The organism is Streptomyces albicerus, from assembly GCF_008905045.1.
Classification (GTDB): domain Bacteria; phylum Actinomycetota; class Actinomycetes; order Streptomycetales; family Streptomycetaceae; genus Streptomyces; species Streptomyces albicerus.
This window is the reverse complement of record NZ_VWMY01000049.1, coordinates 30,092-48,490: the sequence shown is the minus strand read 5'-3', so window position 1 is coordinate 48,490 and position 18,399 is coordinate 30,092. Positions and strand designations below refer to the sequence as shown.

Here is an 18,399-nt window from a genome sequence, read left to right as displayed (position 1 = left end):
GGCAAACGCGGGACCGGGGCAAGCTGGGAGGAGCACCATGACGATCGGCGCGCTGAGGGGTGGGGTCCACTAGTGGGCGACGATCTGACGCGTACAGCCCCTGAGGGGCCGGACACGGCGCCGTCCGTGGCGGAAGCCCTGGTGGCCGCGGCCGTCGTCATCCACCGACGCACGCTCCGCGACTCGGTTGTGGTGGCACACCACGACGAGCGACTTCCGCGCGGCACATGGACCCTGGATATGTCGGACGCCCCTTCCTTCGACGGTCTGCTGCGTGCGGTGCGGGCCCCGGGCGCTGCTCCCGAGCCGACCCCTGACGGTGCGGAGGATGCCGACGTCACCCTCCGCACCGGACGTACGGAACCCGGCGCACCGGGAGACGCTGAGTCACTGGGCATCGACCGTCTCGGAACCGTGATGATCCGTCGGTTGCCTGCCGACCGCACCGATGAGCTGCGACGCCAACTGGAGCGGGCCCTCATGGCGGGGCGTACGCACCCGAACCGCCCTGTCTCCGCCCTGTCCCTCGCCTCGGACACCGACCGTGAGCTTGTACGGGTCTGGGGAGGCCGGGGCGTCCCCGCAGGCGCACCGCGCACGATCCCGGATCTCGTCGGCGAATGGGTGATCGGGACCCCCGACGCGGTCGCTGTCTCAGCCGAGTCCGGCAAACTGACCTACCGTCAGCTCGGCCGTGCGGCGGATCTGCTGGCCGGCCGGCTGATCGCCGCAGGCGCCGGCCCCGAGCGGGTCGTCGGGGTGCTGGCCGGGCGCTCACCGCGCCTGATCGTCGCGCTGCTCGCCATCCTGAAGGCAGGCGCCGCCTACCTGGTCCTCGATCCCCAGTCACCGCCTGCCCGACGGGCCGTGGAACTGGCGGACGCGGCGGCGTCGTTGGCGGTCGTCGACGAGGGGCCGCAGGACCGCACGCTCCCCGACGGGGTGACGGCCGTACCACTGGAGGCATTCGGCGACACCGAGTTCGAGCGCACGGCGCCTGTGCGCCTTCCCGGACTGTCCCCGGCCCACCTCGCCTATGTGAGCTACACATCGGGATCCACGGGCGCACCCAAGCCGGTCGGCATCCCGCACTCGGCCGTGTGCCGACTCGTCCGGTCTCCCGACTGGGCCCGGTTCGAATCCACCGACGTCTTCCTGCAGACGGCTCCCGTGGCCTTCGACGCCTCGGTCCTGGAGATCTGGGGATCCCTGGCCAACGGCGCCGAGCTGGTGCTGCCGCCACCGGGCAGGATCAGGGTGGACCGGCTCGCCGAGATCGTCGCCGAGGCCGGAGTGAGCGTCCTGTGGCTGACTGCGGGCCTGTTCCAGCAGTTCGCGTTCCAGCACTGCGAGCGCCTGCGCGGAGTACGGCAGCTGATCACCGGTGGAGACGTGGTCCCGCCCGCCGCCGTGGCACGGGTACTGGGCGAGCACCCGTCCCTGATCGTCACCAACGGATACGGACCGACGGAGAACACGACGTTCACCACCTGCGCCGCGCTCGGGCTCGACGACACCACATCGGCCGTTCCCATCGGACGGCCCATCGACGGAACCCGGGTGCTGCTGCTCGACCCCCGCCTGCAGCCCGTCCCGGTGGGCGTGGTCGGCGAACTGTACGCGGCGGGAGCGGGCTTGGCCCGCGGCTACCTCGGCCGTCCGGGCGTGACCGCGGAGCGTTTCATCCCCGACCCCACGGGCGCCCGACCCGGCGCGCGTCTGTACCGGACCGGCGACCTGGCCCGCTGGCGCCCCGATGGCTCTCTCGACTTCCTGGGGCGCGCCGACCGGCAGGTGAAGGTCAACGGTTACCGGATCGAGCCCGCAGAGATCGAGACGGCGCTCACAGGTCACCCGGCGGTGCGCGCGGCCACGGTGACCGCCCGGCCCGGCCCCGGCGGCGCCACCCGCTTGGTCGCCTATGTGGAACCCGAGGACGCCGGACACGAGCCCCGTTCGCTGGGGCAAGAGCTCAAACGCCGTCTGCGGGAACTGCTGCCGCCCCCGTACCTGCCCTCGTGGATCACGGTGCTTGCCGAGCTGCCGCTGACCGCCAACGGCAAGGTCGACCTGGACGCGCTGCCGGAGAGCGACCTGTTGCCGCGCGCCGCGATGAACGACTACGTCGCGCCTCGCACACCGGACGAACAGCTGATGTGCGACCTGTGGGCGGATGTGCTCGGCATCGAAGCGGTCGGCATCGAGGACGACTTCTTCGAACTGGGCGGGCATTCACTCATCGCCGCGGAACTGCTGGCCGTGGTACAGCAGGAGACAGGTCTGGAGCTGTCCGCCCGGACGCTCTATCTGAGCCCGACCGTCGCGGAACTGACCGAGCTCGGCGCATTCACGACACCACCGGAAGCCAGGTGCGACGACGCGCCGGGAGAGCTGCCGTCGGCCCGGCTCCAGGAGGAGACCGGATGACCGTCCGGGCTACCGGTCGAGAGCGTTCGTGAGGATCCGGTCCGCGATGTTGTCGCGCAGGGAGGCGGCGGGCGAGCTGTGCGGTTTGGTCTCGGCCTGTGCACGGAAGCAGGCGAGGAACTCCTCCGCGATACCCGCTCGCGGGTAGTGCTTCAGCACCTCGGCCTTGAACGCGGCCGGGAAGTCGTCCATGTGCCGCCCCGAGATGTCCATGCTCGTCGAACGCTCCAGCAGGAATCCCTCCGGGTCCGCCTCGACGTCGACCTGGTCCGACATGTGGGCGATCACCACCTCCACCAGCCGTCGGCGCCTGTCGGCCGGCCACCCGGCTCCGGCGGCGAACGTCCAGGCGACATGGCCACTTGCGTCGTCGAAGCTCAGGGTGCGGTTGTCGAACTCCGCCACCAGGCCGATGTCGTGGAACATCGAGCCCACCCACAGCAGCTCGGGGTCGAAGGCGATGCCGCGATCGGTGCCGTGGGCCGCCGCGAAGATGTAGGCGCGTACCGAGTGGTTCAGCAGCGCGGGCGAGCAATAGGCGGTGGCCACCTCCAGTGCTGCCGTGGACGCGGGGGTGACGGGGATCTCCACTGCTTCGAGAGTCATGTTCCCGAGTATCACGCGCCGTTGGGCGGTGGGCCCGGCGTGTCGGCCGCCGTTCCCGTACGTCCCGCCGTAGCGCTGTCAGGAGGGCTCCCGACATCACAGGAGAGGACCGGGCCGACCCGATGGGAGCCGGCCTCCCTTGCGGGCCGACAGCGGCCCGGGCGGAACTGCTCCTGCCCGGATCGAGTGGCGCGATTTCGCTCATCAGGGAAACTCCTGACGATACATCGGCCGATCCATCAGCCAAGTTGGACCGGTCGTCGGCATATCGGGAGGTCCTCACGTGCTTGACGAGGCCGTGCCGGACCGTGCCCGTCCCGTGGTCGTCAACGAAGGGTCGCAGCACTCCGTATGGCGTGCGGGCGCCGAAGCGGGCGCCGCCCGGACGGTGGAAGCCGTGTCGGGGACGGAGCAGGTGTGCCTGGCGCACATCGACCGTGTCCGGTCCGCGGTGCGACCCCTCGGCGTCCGAAGGGCTGCGGAACGGCCCTCCAGCGTCTGACAGTCACCGAAAATGGAGGAGTCCTCTATGCAGCTCTCGGCCGAGCAGCGGCAGTTGCTGGACCGGATGCTGGATGACGCCAACGTCGCCCAGGCTCCGGACCGAGTGCGGCGGCGCACGGGTGACCCGAACCGCGCCCCCCTGTCATTCGGCCAGGAACGCCTGTACCTCGTGGAGCGTCTCCAGCCCGGGTCGCCCGTGTACGTCGGTACGGGAGCCCTGCGGCTGCGGGGCGCACTGGAGCCGGACGTCCTGCACCGCTGCTTCGACCTGTTGGTGGCGCGCCACGAGGTGCTGCGCACGGGACTTGTCGAGGACCCGGAGACCGGCGAGCCCGAACAGCACATCCTGCCGGCCAACGAGGTCCGCCTGGACCTGCCGGTCCGCGACGTCACCCGGGACTCGCTGCGGCAGACCGTGGCCGACCTCGCCTCGCGGGGCTTCGACCTGGCGAGGCCTCCGCTGCTGCGCCCGGTCCTGCTCAGGGTGACCGACGCCGCGGAGCCCGAATGGGTGCTGGTTCTCACCGTCCACCACATCGCGATGGACGGCTGGTCCATGGGCCTGCTGATGGCAGACGTGGGCGCCGCCTATGAGTCGCTCTCCCAGGGCCGTGCGTTCCAATTCGACGAACTCCCGCTCCAGTACGCCGACTTCGCTGTCTGGCAGCGAGAATCGCTGGAGGGTGGACAGCTGGCGGCCCAGCTCGACCACTGGCGAAAGAAGCTCGACGGCATCCCCCTGGTCGACATCCCGACCGACCGGCCCCGCCCCGCGCGTCGCTCCTACGCGGGCGACTCCGTTCCTCTCACACTTCCTCCGTCGGTAGTGGCCGCGCTCCGCGTCCTCACCGACGAGGCCCAGGCCACGCTCTTCATGGCGCTGGTCGCCGGCTGGTCCGCCGTGCTCCACCTCTGGTCGGGCGAGAACGACGTGGTCGTCGGCACTCCGGTGGCGGGGCGGCGCCGCGCGGAACTGGAGAACATCGTCGGATTCTTCGTCAACACACTGCCGCTGCGCGTCGCGATGGAGCCCGCCGACGACTTCCGTGCGCTGCTGCGGCGCAGCCGGGACGCCTGCGTCGACGCCTACGCGAACCAGGACGTGCCCTTCGACCACATCGTCGCCGAAGTCCCGGCCGAGCGTGACGTGTCGGGCCAGACCACCCTCGCGCGCCACTGGCTGGCCCTCCACAACATGCCTCCGCTGGCCTTCACCGCGCCGGGGCTCGAAGCGGCGCTCCTGCCTTCACTCGTCGGCAACGTGCGCTGCGATCTGTCCGTGCAGCTCGCGCCGGAGGCGGCCGGCGGGCTGGCGGGGTGGCTTGAGTACTCCACCGAACTCTTCGACCGCGGCACCGCGGAGCGACTGGCTGCGGCCTTCACGAGCCTGCTGGCCGCAGCGGCCGTCGCCCCCGGCAGCCCGGTGGCGACGCTGCCGGTGATGCCGCGGGGGGAGTACGACCGGATCGTCTCCTTCGAGTCGGCACCGGCCGTCGGGACGCGGCACGCGGGCGTAGTCGAGTGGTTCGAGGCCCAGGCGGACAGCACCCCCGGGGCCACGGCGGTGATCTGCGACGGCACGGGGGAGACCCTGACGTACGCGGAGCTGGACGCCCGGGCCAACCGGGTGGCGCACCTCCTGCTGGAACGCGGGATTCGCGCCGAGGACCGGGTGGGCGTCTGCCTGGACCGGGGTGCGGACCTGGTCGCCACGGTGCTCGGGGTGCTGAGAACCGGCGCCGTCTTCCTGCCGCTGGTCCCCGACTACCCGGTGGCCCGGCTGGAGCAGCTCGTCGCCGACGGCGGCCCCCGGACCATTCTGGCGGGCTCCGGTCACCGGGCGCTCTTCCCCGGTCGAGAGGTCCTGCCCGTGTCCGCGGACGACCTCGCCGGGCAGCCGGACCACCGTCCCGGGGCCGGCCCCCTACCGGCCGGGAGCGCTGCCTCCCTGCTGTTCACATCCGGTTCGACCGGCCGGCCCAAGGGCGTCCTGACGACGCACGGCGGCCTGCTCAACCGGCTGACCGGCATGCGGGAGGCCTACCGGATCGAGCCCGCCGACCGGGTGCTCCAGAAGGCCCCGATCGGCTTCGACGTGTCGCTGTGGGAGTTGCTGCTTCCCCTCGTCAGCGGCGCCGCGGCGGTGAGCGCCCGCCCTGGCGCGCACCGGGACGCGGATGCCCTGCACGAGATCATCGAGCGGCGGGGTGTGACGGTCTGTCACTTCGTGCCGTCGATGCTCCAGGAGTTCGTGTCGGCGCGGGCCGCCGACCACACCGGCCTGCGGCTGCTCTTCAGCGGCGGCGAGAGACTGTCCCCTGACTCGGCCGAGCAGGTGCTGGCCAGATATCCGCAGGCTCGGCTGTTCAACCAGTACGGCCCGACGGAGGCCGTCATCGACGTGACTGCCGGCCAGGTCTTGTCCCCCGTCCCCGCCTCGGTCCCGATCGGACGGCCGGTTCCCGGAACCGAGTTGCTTGTTCTGGACGCCGCGGGCCGTCGCAGGCCGATCGGGGTGCCCGGTGAGCTGTTCATCGGGGGTGTACAGGTGGCACGCGGCTATCTGGACGCTCCCGCGCTGACCGCCGAGCGGTTCGTCCCGCACCCGTTCACCGCCGGGGCGCGGCTCTACGCGACGGGCGACCGGGTCCGCCGGCTGCCCGACGGAGCCCTGGAGTTCCTCGGACGCATCGACGATCAGGTGAAGATCCGTGGTCATCGCATCGAGCCGGGAGAGGTGGAGGCGGCACTGCGCCGCCACCCGGGGGTGACCGGCGCGCTGGTTCGGGTCCGCGCTGACGGGCAGGGCCGGCCGCAGCTGGTCGGCTACGTGACCACCGGGCAGCAGGAGGCACCCGCCGGACTGGACATCGAACTGCAGGAGTGGCTCGGTGAGTTGTTGCCGCAGGCGATGGTGCCCACGCACCTGCTCACGCTGCCCAAATGGCCGTTGGGCGCGCACGGCAAGATCGACACGTCGGCACTGCCGGAGCCGGATGGTGAGCGCCGGTCCAGGAAGCCCTACGAGGAGCCGCGGACCCCGGTGCAGAAGAAGCTCGCCGACGTCTGCGCCGAACTCCTCGACGTGGACCGGATCGGGCTGCGCGACTCGTTCTTCGAGCTGGGCGGCCATTCACTCCTCGCCATCCGGGCGATCTCCAGAATCCGGGGCGAGTTCGGCGTGCAGGTGAAGGTCGGCCAGTTCTTCAAGGCACCGGACCTCGCGTCACTGGCGGAACTCGTGGAACAGAGGCAGGCGCAGAGCACGGCGGCGCCCGAGGCCACACCCATCCCGCGGATCTACCGGAACCGTGGCTGACGCCAGGCCGGCCGTCGGTGCGAGAAGCGAAGAAGGCGGACGGTGGCTGCGCCGCCGGAGCCGAAGCGCCACGTTCCGCGCGTACGTCCGCGGACCCGGAGGCATCCCCGACGAGGTCCTGGGTCACTCCGAGTTGAAGGATCTGGAGAATCATCGATGACAGAGGCCGACGAAGCAGCAGTCGAGATTCACAAGGACGGAGACGGCGGCCGCACCCTGCCGGCCGTGATCCGGGCCACCGAGCCGGGAACCGACCCCGTCCGGTGGATCGGTGACCATCGGGAGACGGTCGACAGCCTGGCCCGGACGGCCGGCGCCGTGCTCTTCCGCGGGTTCGCAGTCTCGGACCACAAGGGCTTCCGGGAGGTGATGAACGTCCTCTCGTCGAAGGTTCTCGACTACGGCGAGCGGTCCTCGCCCCGCAGCGAGGTGTCGGAAGGCGTCTACACGTCCACCGAGTACCCCGCGGACCAGCACATCCTGCTCCACAACGAGCAGTCGTACACCGACAACTGGCCGACGCGGATCGTCTTCTTCTGCGAGACCGCGGCGACCAGGGGCGGCCGTACCCCGCTCGCCGACTCGCGCCGGGTACTCGCCGGCCTGAGCGCTGCCACGGCCGAGAAATTCGAACGACTCGGCGTGCGCTACGTGCGCAACTATCTGCCCGGCATCAGCCTGTCCTGGCAGGAGGCGTTCCAGACCGACAGCCGCGCGCAGGCGCAGGCCTACTGTGAGCGAGCCGGTATCACCGCCGAGTGGGTGGACGACGAACAACTGCGCACATACCAGGTGAGGCCCGCTGTGCACGCACACCCGGTGACCGGCGAGCGCACCTGGTTCAACCACGCGCATTTCTTCCACGTCACCTCCCTGCCCGAAGAAGTCAGCGAGGGCCTTCTCGCGGCGCTGGAACCGGAGGACCTCCCGTACAACACGTACTACGGGGACGGTTCGCCCATCGAACGGGAGACTCTGGAGGAGATCCGGTCCGTCCTGGCGAAGGAGACCACGGGCTTCGACTGGGAGGCCGGTGACGTACTCCTGGTGGAAAACATGATCACGGCGCATGCCCGGGAGCCCTTCGAAGGGCCGCGCAGGATCCTCGCCGCCATGGCGGACCCGATCCGTGACATCGAGGGGGCACAGTGACCACGCTGGCCGACGTGACCGACTTCCCCGGGGCGCGTGCGCGGCCCCTGGACGACGAGCCCTTCCTCCTCAAGATCGAGGCGGCGGAGCCGGGCCTGCGGCTGGCCCCCTGGATCGCCCGGCACCACGGCCGGGTGCAGGCCGGCCTCGACCGTTACGGCGTGCTGCTATTCCGCGGGTTCGACGTGCCGGACCCGGAGGCGTTCGGGCAGGCCGCCCGGGCGGTCTCGTCGGACCTGCTCGGTTACCTGGAACGGGCGGCGCCCCGCAACGAGGTCGCCGACAAGGTGTTCACCTCGACGGAGCTGAGTGCGGACCAGTGGATTCCGTTCCACCACGAGATGTCCTACGCGCACAACTGGCCCAGTTACCTCTACTTCTACGGTGACCGCCCGTCGGCCACCGGCGGGGCGACCCCGGTCGCCAGCGAGCGGAAGGTGTTCCCGCGGATCCCCGCGGAGGTGCGCGAGCGCTTCCTGCGCCACGGGGTCCGTTACGTCCGTAATTACGGCCCCGACATCGACATCCCGTGGCAGGAGGTCTTCCAGACCACCGACCGGGCCGAGGTCGAGGCGTACTGCCGGCAGTCCGGCACCGTGCACGAGTGGACGGACAACGACGGTCTGCGCACCGTGTCGGTCCGTCAGGCGCTCGCCGAGCACCCGCGCACCGGTGAGACCGTCTGGTTCAATCACGCCCATCTCTTCCACACCTCCAACCTGCCTACAGAGGTGGTCGAGGTACTGGTCGGCGAGTACGGACTCGAAGGACTGCCGCGCAACGCCTACTACGGTGACGGTGAGCAGATCGAGGACGAAGTGGTCGCACTGATTCGTAAGCTCTACGAGGACGCATCGGTCTCCTTCGCCTGGGCGAAGGGCGATGTCATGGCCGTGGACAACTTCCTTGCGATGCACGCGAGGGAGCCGTTCCAGGGCGACCGGCGCATCCTGGTCGCCATGTCCGATCTGTACGTTCATCCCGACCACCGCTGACACCCCCGGCGCCACCGGAGTTGTGCGCGTATCCGGGTGACGGGCGGGTTCACCCCAGTGGAGATGTGCGCAGTCCGGCGGGCGGGATCATCCGGCACGGCGCCGGTGGCTGATCAGCGGGGTACGTTCTGCGGGGCGACACGCGCGGGGTGCGGTGCGGCTCTGCGCGGAATGGTCATTGGGCTCCCTGGAACTCGCACCCGGCACCCGCGTTGCGGTCGGCGGCGGTCTTCTCACAGGCCGCCACGAACGCGGCGAAGAGGTGGTCGTCCTCCGAGACCTCGGGGTGCCACTGCACCCCGAGAACGAACCGCTTCGCGGGGTCCTCGGCGGCTTCGGCGACGCCGTCGTCGGTGCGGCCGGTCACCGTCAGCAGCCCGGGGTCGGCCACGGCCTGATGGTGGTGGGAGTTGGTCCGGGCCCTCGGTCCGTACAGGGACGCGGCCCGGCTGTTCTCGGTGAAGACGACGTCGTGGTGTGCGAACTCGCCCTCCCTCGGGCAGTGCCCCGTGTGGCCGACGACGTCCGGCAGATGCTGGTGGAGGGTGCCGCCGTAGGCGATGGCCAGGAGCTGCAGACCCCGGCAGATGCCGAGGACGGGCAGATCCATCGCCAGGCCCGCACGCAGCAGCAGCAGTTCCCCGCGATCGCGGTCCGCCCGTGGGGCGTCGCTCTCCGGGTGGCGCTGCTGCCCGTAGTGGCCGGGCCCGATGTCCGCGCCACCCGTCAGCAGCAGGCCGTCCAGTCGGTGCAGGACGTCCGCGTCGAGGTCGTCGGGCGGAAGGACCACCGCACGGCCTCCGTTCGCTGTGACTCCGCGTACGTAGGACTGCTGGATCATCGTGGCGTCGGTGTCCCAGATGTTCCATCTGGCCCGGTCGCGGTAGCCGGTGATGCCGATGACGGGGCGGCTCATGGTCTTGCTCCTGAGGATCGTGGGAGGCGGGCTACGACGTGTGCCCGCGCAGGGCTCGGCAGACCAGCGCAAGCGAACTGTCCAGCAGTTGCGCCGCCTCGGGAAGCGCGGCGCCGAGTGGGACGCGGCCGCGCAGGGCGGCGACCCGGTCCGCGAGACCGGACGCCGGCGAGGTGTCCCGTACGGCCGCGACGAAGACATCGGCAAGCTCGGGCAGGTCCTCGGTGGTCAGCCCCTTGTAGGCCGCTTCGTTGAGGCCGATCCGCATGCCCTGGCGGGTGAAACCGGGCAGGCCCGCCATGAAGTTGACGTTGAGGCCGGCCGCCGCGAGCCGGTCGCTCGCCAGGCTGGGCGCCACACCGTCGTTCTCGGTGTCCAGCCAGAGCTGGTGACCTGCGGAGTAGCCGCGGTCCGCCGCGACGACCGTGAGCCCGCGCTCGGCGAGCAGTCGGCCGAAGTCCTTGGTGTGACTGACCACCGTCTTCGCGTAGGCAGGGCCGAACTCCTGGAACTCCAGCAGCGCCATGCCCAGGCTGAGCGTCGAGGCGAAGTGGTGGCTGCTGATCAGGAAGTCCTGGGTCTCCCTGATCCGCTTCTCGATACTCGCGTCCCGGGTGAGCAGCACCGCCTTGTGCGGGCCGGGGAACGTCTTGTGGGTGGAGCCGCCGAAGCTGTCCGCCCCCGCGTCCAGCGGGTTGGGAAACACGCCGGCCAGCACCAGGCCCATCCAGTGGCTGGCGTCCACATGCACCAGTGTCTCCGGAGACGCCTCGCGCACCGTACGCACCAGGGCGGCGGCGTCGATGGGGAACAGGCAGTGCGACTGGTCCACGTACACCAGTGCGGGGCGGATCCGGCCCAGAAGCTCGGCGGCGTGTTCGAGGTCGAGCTCGTGCGGGTTCGGTCCGCGCAGCCACTCGACGCGCTGGCCCAGCCGCTGGGCCACGCTCGGGGTGGCGTAGTGCCCGCCGTTCTCCGGGCTTATCGTCACGACGGTGGAACCAGGGTCGCCGCCCAGGGTGGCGAGGGCCAGCGTCATGGCGTTCAGGCCGCTCAACGGCCGCACGGACACGTACGTCGCCTTCCCGAGCCGCTCCAGCAGCGGGATGGTGACGGACATCTCCACGTCACGCAGGCCCTGCGCGCCGCGGAAGTGCCAGCGGTCCGGATCGTCGTCCTCGTTGAAGAAGTAGCGGTGGTACGAGTCCAGCACCATGGGCAGCTTCGCCAGCCCGGACATGGAGTTCTCGGACGGTACGAGACTCAGGCTCCGCTCCGCCGCCGCCTCGTGCTCTGCCAGGAGCCGCACGACATCGCTCAGATTCGGTGTTGCCATTGCCATTGGCCTTCCTTCTTCATTGTTCGGCCAGGGCATCGGGCCGCAGCTTCGAGCGATTGCTCGACACCATCACCTGACCGAGTGCGATGCCGCCGTCGTTGGTGGGGACCAGCCGTTGCGCGGAGGGGGCCAGACCGGCGGCGCGCAGCTCCAGCAGTGAGTTCACGAGCAGGAACTCGTTGAGGAACACGCCCCCCGACAGGGCGACCTGGTCGATCCCGGCAGAGCGGCACTCGGTCAGGCCTCGGTCCCGGACGAGGGCGACCACCGTCGAGTGGAAGCGCCGGCTGATGCCGGTCACGTCAAGCCCGGCGGCCAGATCGGCCGCGATCGCCTGGATCACCGGGCGGTAATCGATCTCCGTGAGACCGCCGGCCTCGGCGGCGTCGAAGCGGTAGGGCTCGGTCATCGCGAGATCGCGTCCGAGGAGGCCTTCCAGCTCGATCGGCCCCTGGGCCTCGTACTCGGCGTACGCGCACACACCCAGCAGAGCGGCCACACCGTCGAACAGACGCCCCATGCTGGAGACCGGAGGCGCATTGATCCCCTTGCGGATCATCGTCGCGTAGACGTGGCGCTCCTGACCGCTGAGACCTCCGAGCGCGGGGAACGCTGCCAGTGCCGCGTCCGTGTCGTGGCCGAAGGCGTCCAGTGCCAGGGCGAGCCCTGTACGGATCGGCTCGTGCACGGCTTTGTCGCCGCCGGGCAGCACGATGTGCCGAAGACGGGCCGTCCGGCGGACCTCGGCGTAGCCGCCCAAAAGGAACTCCCCGCCCCAGATCGTGCCGTCGGTGCCGTAGCCGGCACCGTCGAAGACGATGCCGAGCGTGGTGCCGCTGAGCCGGTTCTCGGCCATGCACGAGGCCATGTGGGCGTGGTGGTGCTGTACCGCGATCACGTCCGCCGACCGCTCCGCCTGGGCGGAGATGCGGGATCGGAAGGAGGGGTGCAGGTCACAGGCGACGCGGGCTGGCTTCAGACCGTACAACTCCGCGAGATGTGCCGCTGTCTCACGACAGGACGTGAAGGTCTCGTCGTTCTTCAGATCACCGATGTGCTGGCTGATGTACACCTGGTCGCCCGAGCCCAGGGCGACGGTCGTCTTCAGTTCGGCCCCGTAGGCAAGCACCGGCTCGGGCAGCTCGTCCACGTGCACGGGATACGGGGCGTAGCCGCGAGAGCGGCGCAGAAAGCTGACGATCGGTTCGTCGAACGCGGGGTGGACGGTGCACCGCACGACCGAGTCGTCCACTCGGACGTGGATGTCCCGGTCGTGGTGCAGCACGAGGTCGGCCACCTCGAAAAGCATGTTCAGGGCGTCCTCGTTGCGGTAGGCGATCGGGAAACCGGAGAGGTTGCCACTCGTCATCACGAGTACGTCGAGGTCCGGGTGGTCGAGCAGCAGGTGGTGGAGCGGCGCCGAGGGGAGCATGACTCCGACGTTCGGGTTGCGTGGCGCGACGGCCTCGGGGAGCACCCCCGGGATCTTGCGCAGCAGGACGATGGGCCGCGCCGGCGACTCCAGCAACTCGGACTCCGCGCTGCCGAACGCCGCGAACCGGGCGACGGACCCGGGCCCCTCCGCCATGACGGCGAACGGCTTGGAGTCGCGCTTCTTGCGGCGCCGCAGCCGGGTCACGGCCCCGGCGTCGCGGGCGTTGACGGCCAGATGGAAGCCGCCGACGCTCTTCACCGCGACGATCCGGCCCTCGGCCAGTGCCGCACAGGTGGCCACCAGGGCCGCGTCCCGCTCGGCGAGCACACCGTCCGGCCCCGACAGTGTGACCTGCGGTCCGCAGGCCGGACAGGCGTTCGGCTGGGCGTGATACCTACGGTCGGCCGGGTCCCGGTACTCCCGGTCGCAGTTCTCGCACATGGTGAAGGCGGCCATCGTGGTCTGCGCCCGGTCGTACGGCAGGTCGCGGATCAGGGAGTAACGCGGCCCGCAGTGCGTGCAGTTGGTGAACGGGTACCGGTACCTGCGGTCGCCGGGGTCGCGGACCTCGTTCAGGCAGTCCGGGCAGACGTGCGAGTCCGGCGGCACGATCGTGCGGGCGTTACCGCCGTGCACGCTTTCCCGGATCGTGAAGTCCGGCGGCGGTTTGTCCCTGTACGAAGTCTCCTCGACCCGTACCTCGTTCACCCGCGCGAGCAGGGGGGCCCGGTCACGCAGATCCCGGGTGAAGGCATCCAGCCGCTCCTTGGTCCCATGGACCTCGGTCAGTACGCCCAGAGGATCATTGAGTACCCAGCCGACCAGCTCCATGGTCTGGGCCAGCGTGTACACGAACGGCCGGTACCCAACTCCCTGGACAACGCCCTGCACTCGGATGAGCCGGCGTTCCGACTCCGCCCCGGCGGAACCGCCCGCGGTGCCGTCGCTGTCGACGGAGTTGATCGGCTGCATGCCCTGACCCCCGTCTTCTCAGCAGAGGCGCGGGAGTTCCGCGCCCTGCAGCTCTTCGATCTCGCGCAGACGGCCGTCGGCGCCGAGCATTTCGACGGCCTTCCCGGGCCGGTCCGTCACCTCGCCGACGACTACGGCACGGGTGCCGTAGGGGTGAGAGTGGAGCGCCTCCAGGACGCTGTCGGCATCCTCCGCTGCCACGAACAGCGCCAGGCACCCCTCGTTGGCCGCGTTGATCGGATCGATACCGAGCATGTCGGCCGCCATCCGCGTTTCGTGATCGATGGGCAGGGCGCTCTCCTCGATGCGAAGCGTGCGGTCCAGCGCCGAGGAGTACTCGTGGAGCACCGCGGAGAGTCCGCCGCGGGTCACGTCCCGCATGGACCGCACAGCCTCCGCCGGTACCTTGCTCCGCAGCGCGTCGATCATCCCGTTGAGCGGAGCGCAGTCACTGACCACCCGCTGCTCGAAGCCCAGGCCCTCACGCACCGACAGCAGATGGATGGTGTGGTTGCCGATCGGCCCGCTCACGATGATGCGGTCGCCCACGCGGACGTCGGTCATCCGTTTCGGCTTTTCGTGGAAGACGCCGATCCCGGTGGTGTTGAGGAAGATCCCGTCGGCCTCGCCCGCGCCGACGACTTTGGTGTCGCCGGCCACGATCTTCACTCCGGCTTCGATCGCGGTCTCGCGGACGGAGACCAGTACCCGGTGCAGAACGCCGATGGGCAGACCTGTTTCCAGGATCATCGCCAGGGTCAGATAGAGAGGCTGGGCGCCGACGACCGCGAGGTCGTTGACCGTGCCGCAGATCGCGATCTTCCCGATGTCGCCGTTGCCGAAGACCGGTGGGTCGACGACGAAGGAGTCGGTGGTCATGGCGATGTTGCCGACGGAGATCGGCAAAACCGCGCTGTCCTCCATCTCGCCTGTGTAGACATCACCGAGCACATCCACGACGAACTCGACGAGTTCCCGGCTGAGCCGGGCTCCGGTCCCGTGGTCAAGGACAATGTGCTGGTCCAGAAGGGATTCCGTGCCGGCGTGCAACCAGGCCCCCAGAGTCGGTTCGGATCAGAAATGAGTGGCGGTGCGGAAGGGCTGTGGGCCTGTGGTCGATTGCCTGTCGCAGGAGCGTCAGGGGACCAGGAATTCCTTGCGCGGCAGGTCCTTGCCCGAGTCGAGGATCTCGATGATCTCGACGGAGGACGCGATGTTGGCGCAGTAGCCGTCCATCCACTCCAGGGCGCGGACCGTGTCCTGCTCGCGGGCGGAGACGACGCAGTCGCTTGGCACCCACACGCTGTAACCGCGGAAGAACGCGTCGGCCGCGGTCGTCTGGACACAGATCTGGCTCTGCATACCGGTGATGACGACGGTCTCCACTCCGAGGTCCTGGAGGCGCTCGTGGAGGTCGGTCTCGTAGAACCCGCTGTCCTTGTTCTTCTCCAGCAGGATGTCGCCGTCGGCGAGAAAGGCCGGGACGATCGCGGCGCCTTCAGTGCCCTTCTGGACGGGGAGCACACCGTCGTAGCGCTCGGCGATCGGATCGTCCGGAAGGTTGATCAGCTGGAGGTGGATGATGTGGTGGCCACGCTCACGCATGGCGTGCAGGAACGCCGAGAAGGCGGGTGTCGCTGCCTCGACGGCGTCGAAGCGCTCCTGATTCTTGTTGATCAGGTCAGCCTGCAAGTCGTTGGTGAGGACGGCGATCTTGCTCATGTAACTCCTCGGAGGGTACGGGAGGTTAGGACCGCTGGCGTGCCTCACGGTCTAGTCGAAGGTCCCGCCCCGACCAGGTTCGGCGACAGTCGGGGGAACCCCTGACGGCTACGCCGTGGCCGCCGTGAGAAGGACGGGAGCCCGTGCTCGGCCGCGTCCGTACGCGACCCGGTCCGCGTGCCCGGGCGGCGTGGCGCGCGGAGCGCGCTCCAGAGCGAAGGCTGGTCCATTTCCGACCGACCCCGGCCTCGGGCGGTCGGCGAGAGCGCGCCCGAGGCCTCTAGCGGACTGCGTAGGGGCTCCTGCGCGGCGGGCGCCCCGGCCCGCTGAGCCGTGCATCGGGAGTTCTCCCGACTCCTTCTGCATGAACCGCCTTTATGAGGGTTGTGGGTCCGGAGTGGCGTCGGCCGCCTTGCCCGCAAGGGGGAGCGCGCAAAGGGCACACGTACGTCGGCGTCCGAGTCGGTTCGCGTCGTCGGCGGATGACCCCGCCGCCCACGGGGGCGGCCATCGGCAGGGGCAGCAGTCGTGCCGGGCCCTGGAGGCCGGCGGCCCTCTCGCAGGACCGCGAAAGAGACCAGGGGGCCTTGCCCCGGTGGTGCTCGATCCGCGGGCTTCCTGAGAGCAGCATCGGCCTCCCCGGGCGTCCATCAGGACGCATTCAGCCCGGTCAGGCCGCGACCATCGCCGACCGTACGGCCGACGAGCGCGGCGACCTCGGCACGGGAGGAGACCACCAGCTTCCGGAAGATCCGGCCGAGATGTGTCTCCACGGTCTTCTGGCTGATGACCAGGGCGCGGGCGATCTGCCGGTTTGTCCGCCCGCCGCTGACCAGCACGGCGATCTCCATCTCCCGCTTGCTCAGGGCGTCCAGCACCTCACCGGCCTGCCGGGACTGGTCCGACGCGTACGGAGGCGTCTCCCGCGGGCGGCCCCGGGCCGAAGGCCCGATGTCCGGGGCAGGGCGGTCCTCGTGGCCGAGGGCCATCGCGCGGCGCAGTTCCTTGGATGTCTCCCGCAGGTACTCGCTGTCGGTTCCCTCTGCCCCCGAGACGGCGACGGCGGCGTGCCGCGCCGCGCTCGGAAGATCTCCCACGCGCATCTCCACCCGGGCCAGGGCCTCGGCGAACGGCGTGACGAAGCCGTGGAACCGGTGCTGCTGCGCGAGGCCGAGTCCCCGTTCCAGATGGCCCGTTGCGAGTACCGGGTGCTCAAGTGCTGCCTCGGCCTGCCCCAGCCAGTAGAGGCCGCCGAGCCGCCGTACGGCTGCTTCGTCGCCCAGTTCGTCGAGCAGTTCCGCGGCCGTGACGACGTAGGTGTGGGCCCGGATCCGCCCTGTGGCCTCACCGCGCGCCGCGGCCACGGCACTGAGCGCGTACGCCCACCCCCGGGCATCGGCCGGCAACGCGTCGGCCAGGTCGCGGAGTTCGGCGGGCAGCGCGTCATGGACGGTCCTGCCCGTGTGTAGCGCGCTCGCCAGCCGCGCGCCCAGCAGCATCGCCCGATGTTCGCGCTTCGCGTCGGTCATCTCATTCAGGCGTTGCTCCAGTTCGGCCTCGGCGGCCTCCGCCCCGCCGAGCATCCTCAGGGCCCACGCCCTCCAGATCACCGCTTCCACCCCGTACTCGTCGTCGGGCTCCCCTCGCGCCCTCCCTTCCAGCGCGTCGAGGCTCCGCCTGAACTGGCCGGAAAGTGCCAGTGCGCTGCCGAGCAGGACGTGTGCCGGGCCCTCCTCACCGGCCAGTCCGCCAATGCGCATGGCTGCCTCCGCCCAGATGGCGGCCTCCGCCGCGTCGGTCCATCTGCGCTTGGCCGCCGCCTCCAGCAACACCTTGCCCGTCCGGGTGTCGTCTGTGGTCACCTGGTGCTGCAGGTGCGCGGCCAGCCGGACGGAGCTGCAGCCCCCTTCGGACAGCGACTTGGCGGCGCGGGCGTGCGCACCCAGCAGCCAGCCCGGCCGCGACGACTGGTGCGCGGCAGCCCGGAGCAGCGGGCTGGTGAACCTGAGCCTGTGGGCTGTTGCATCGGTCTCGAAGATGTCCTCCCGCGCGAGTTCGTCGATCGTCGACCGTAGTTCCTCGTCGGTGGTCTCCGAGACGGCCTGCAAGAGGCCGGGAGAGAACGGCTCGTCGAGGATCGCGGCAGACCGGGCCACCCGCCAACCGAGTCGCGAGATCGTGCGGAAGTCGCGAAGTGCCTCGGCGAGAACGTCCAGGGGCAACTGCGAAGCCGCGCGTTCCGGCTCGTCGACGGCAGGCCGCACGGAGGCGCGCGCGCTGAGGTACCCGTGATCACTACCGGGGTTCCCCGACAGTAGCGGGTTCGCCATGCGGCTGACGCCGGTGGGAACCGGCACGTCCGATTCATGATCGGACGGCTCGTACCCGTTGTTCGGCCCGGGGAGAATGATGCGGTGCACCCTGCTGTACCGGCCCACCTCGTTGAGTATTGTGCGCAGATGATGGCTTGTCTGACGCGGCCGGTGTGCGAGGGCGAGCAATACGTCGCCCTGGGGCGGGTAGCGCAGAAGGTATTCCAGCAACTCGAGTGAGGCCTCGTCCACCCAGTGCACATCATCGAGGATGAGGAGCAACCCGCTCGGGTGACTCATTGATTCGAGCAGGGTGCGAATCGTGCGGAAGCTTTGGTATCGGGCGACCGGATCATCCGAAACGGGCCCGGGTTTACCGTCGGCGAGGCCCGGCAGGGTGGCGGAAAGGAGGTCCGTCTGAAGCTGTGGCCGACTGTCGGGCGGGCCGGTGTGATGCTGCGCCAGCAGGTCGTCCACGATCTGCAGGAACAGGCCGAACGGTGTCTGCCCCCAGGGCTGTATCGCGGCGCTGCCGGCCTTGACCGTCCAGCCCTGCCCTGCCGCCGCCTCGGAGAGCCGGCCGAGTAACGTGCTTTTACCCGTCCAACGTCCGCCGCGCAGTTCAAGTACGCGGGTCTTCAGTGGGCGTTGCAGAAGCATTTCTGTTGTTCCGGTCGTCAAATCTGGATCATCACGCAAT

12 protein-coding genes are annotated in these 18,399 nt (G+C 69.9%); 5 read left to right on the top strand and 7 right to left on the bottom strand.

What is annotated here, in order from left to right:
* The first annotated feature begins 126 nt into the window (after window positions 1–126).
* Window positions 127–2,427, top strand: coding sequence for a non-ribosomal peptide synthetase (locus GAS53_RS36800; RefSeq protein WP_225859324.1), 2,301 nt, complete (start codon window positions 127–129; stop codon window positions 2,425–2,427).
* Between the two features lie 9 nt (window positions 2,428–2,436).
* Here GAS53_RS36800 and GAS53_RS36795 read toward each other — a convergent pair whose 3' ends face one another.
* Window positions 2,437–3,033 carry an HD domain-containing protein gene (locus GAS53_RS36795; RefSeq protein WP_151482112.1) on the bottom strand — a complete coding sequence of 199 codons (597 nt, stop codon included), beginning with the start codon at window positions 3,031–3,033 and terminating at the stop codon, window positions 2,437–2,439.
* Between the two features lie 283 nt (window positions 3,034–3,316).
* On the opposite strand from GAS53_RS36795, the gene GAS53_RS36790 reads away from it, so the two are divergent.
* The 4 genes from GAS53_RS36790 to GAS53_RS36775 all read left to right on the top strand — a co-directional run bounded on the left by GAS53_RS36790 (window position 3,317) and on the right by GAS53_RS36775 (window position 9,003).
* The gene (locus tag GAS53_RS36790; protein ID WP_151482111.1) at window positions 3,317–3,535 is read left to right on the top strand and encodes an MbtH family NRPS accessory protein; all 219 of its coding nucleotides are present in this window, start codon (window positions 3,317–3,319) and stop codon (window positions 3,533–3,535) included.
* Window positions 3,536–3,562: 27 nt separating this feature from the next.
* Window positions 3,563–6,856, top strand: coding sequence for a non-ribosomal peptide synthetase (locus GAS53_RS36785; RefSeq protein WP_192583445.1), 3,294 nt, complete (start codon window positions 3,563–3,565; stop codon window positions 6,854–6,856).
* Between the two features lie 156 nt (window positions 6,857–7,012).
* Window positions 7,013–8,008, top strand: a complete 996-nt coding sequence (locus GAS53_RS36780) for a TauD/TfdA family dioxygenase (RefSeq protein WP_151482109.1) — start codon at window positions 7,013–7,015, stop codon at window positions 8,006–8,008.
* Complete coding sequence (locus GAS53_RS36775; protein WP_151482108.1) at window positions 8,005–9,003, top strand: TauD/TfdA family dioxygenase; 999 nt, start codon at window positions 8,005–8,007, stop codon at window positions 9,001–9,003. Before GAS53_RS36780 ends, GAS53_RS36775 begins: the two co-directional genes overlap by 4 nt.
* 175 nt (window positions 9,004–9,178) lie before the next feature.
* On the opposite strand, the gene GAS53_RS36770 is transcribed toward GAS53_RS36775, so the two are convergent.
* The 6 genes from GAS53_RS36770 to GAS53_RS36745 all read right to left on the bottom strand — a co-directional run bounded on the left by GAS53_RS36770 (window position 9,179) and on the right by GAS53_RS36745 (window position 18,359).
* Complete coding sequence (locus GAS53_RS36770) at window positions 9,179–9,919, bottom strand: gamma-glutamyl-gamma-aminobutyrate hydrolase family protein (protein WP_151482107.1); 741 nt, start codon at window positions 9,917–9,919, stop codon at window positions 9,179–9,181.
* A 31-nt stretch (window positions 9,920–9,950) separates the two neighbouring features.
* Complete coding sequence (locus GAS53_RS36765) at window positions 9,951–11,255, bottom strand: PLP-dependent aminotransferase family protein (RefSeq protein ID WP_151482106.1); 1,305 nt, start codon at window positions 11,253–11,255, stop codon at window positions 9,951–9,953.
* Window positions 11,256–11,274: 19 nt separating this feature from the next.
* Entirely contained in the window at window positions 11,275–13,665 is a 2,391-nt protein-coding gene (hypF, locus tag GAS53_RS36760; RefSeq protein ID WP_151482105.1) for a carbamoyltransferase HypF, read from the bottom strand.
* 18 nt (window positions 13,666–13,683) lie between these two features.
* Window positions 13,684–14,715 carry a hydrogenase expression/formation protein HypE gene (gene hypE / locus GAS53_RS36755; protein ID WP_225859323.1) on the bottom strand — a complete coding sequence of 344 codons (1,032 nt, stop codon included), beginning with the start codon at window positions 14,713–14,715 and terminating at the stop codon, window positions 13,684–13,686.
* Between the two features lie 87 nt (window positions 14,716–14,802).
* The gene (locus GAS53_RS36750; RefSeq protein WP_151482104.1) at window positions 14,803–15,387 is read right to left on the bottom strand and encodes an isochorismatase family cysteine hydrolase; all 585 of its coding nucleotides are present in this window, start codon (window positions 15,385–15,387) and stop codon (window positions 14,803–14,805) included.
* Window positions 15,388–16,037: 650 nt separating this feature from the next.
* The gene (locus GAS53_RS36745) at window positions 16,038–18,359 is read right to left on the bottom strand and encodes a helix-turn-helix transcriptional regulator (RefSeq protein WP_192583444.1); all 2,322 of its coding nucleotides are present in this window, start codon (window positions 18,357–18,359) and stop codon (window positions 16,038–16,040) included.
* Window positions 18,360–18,399 lie beyond the last annotated feature (40 nt).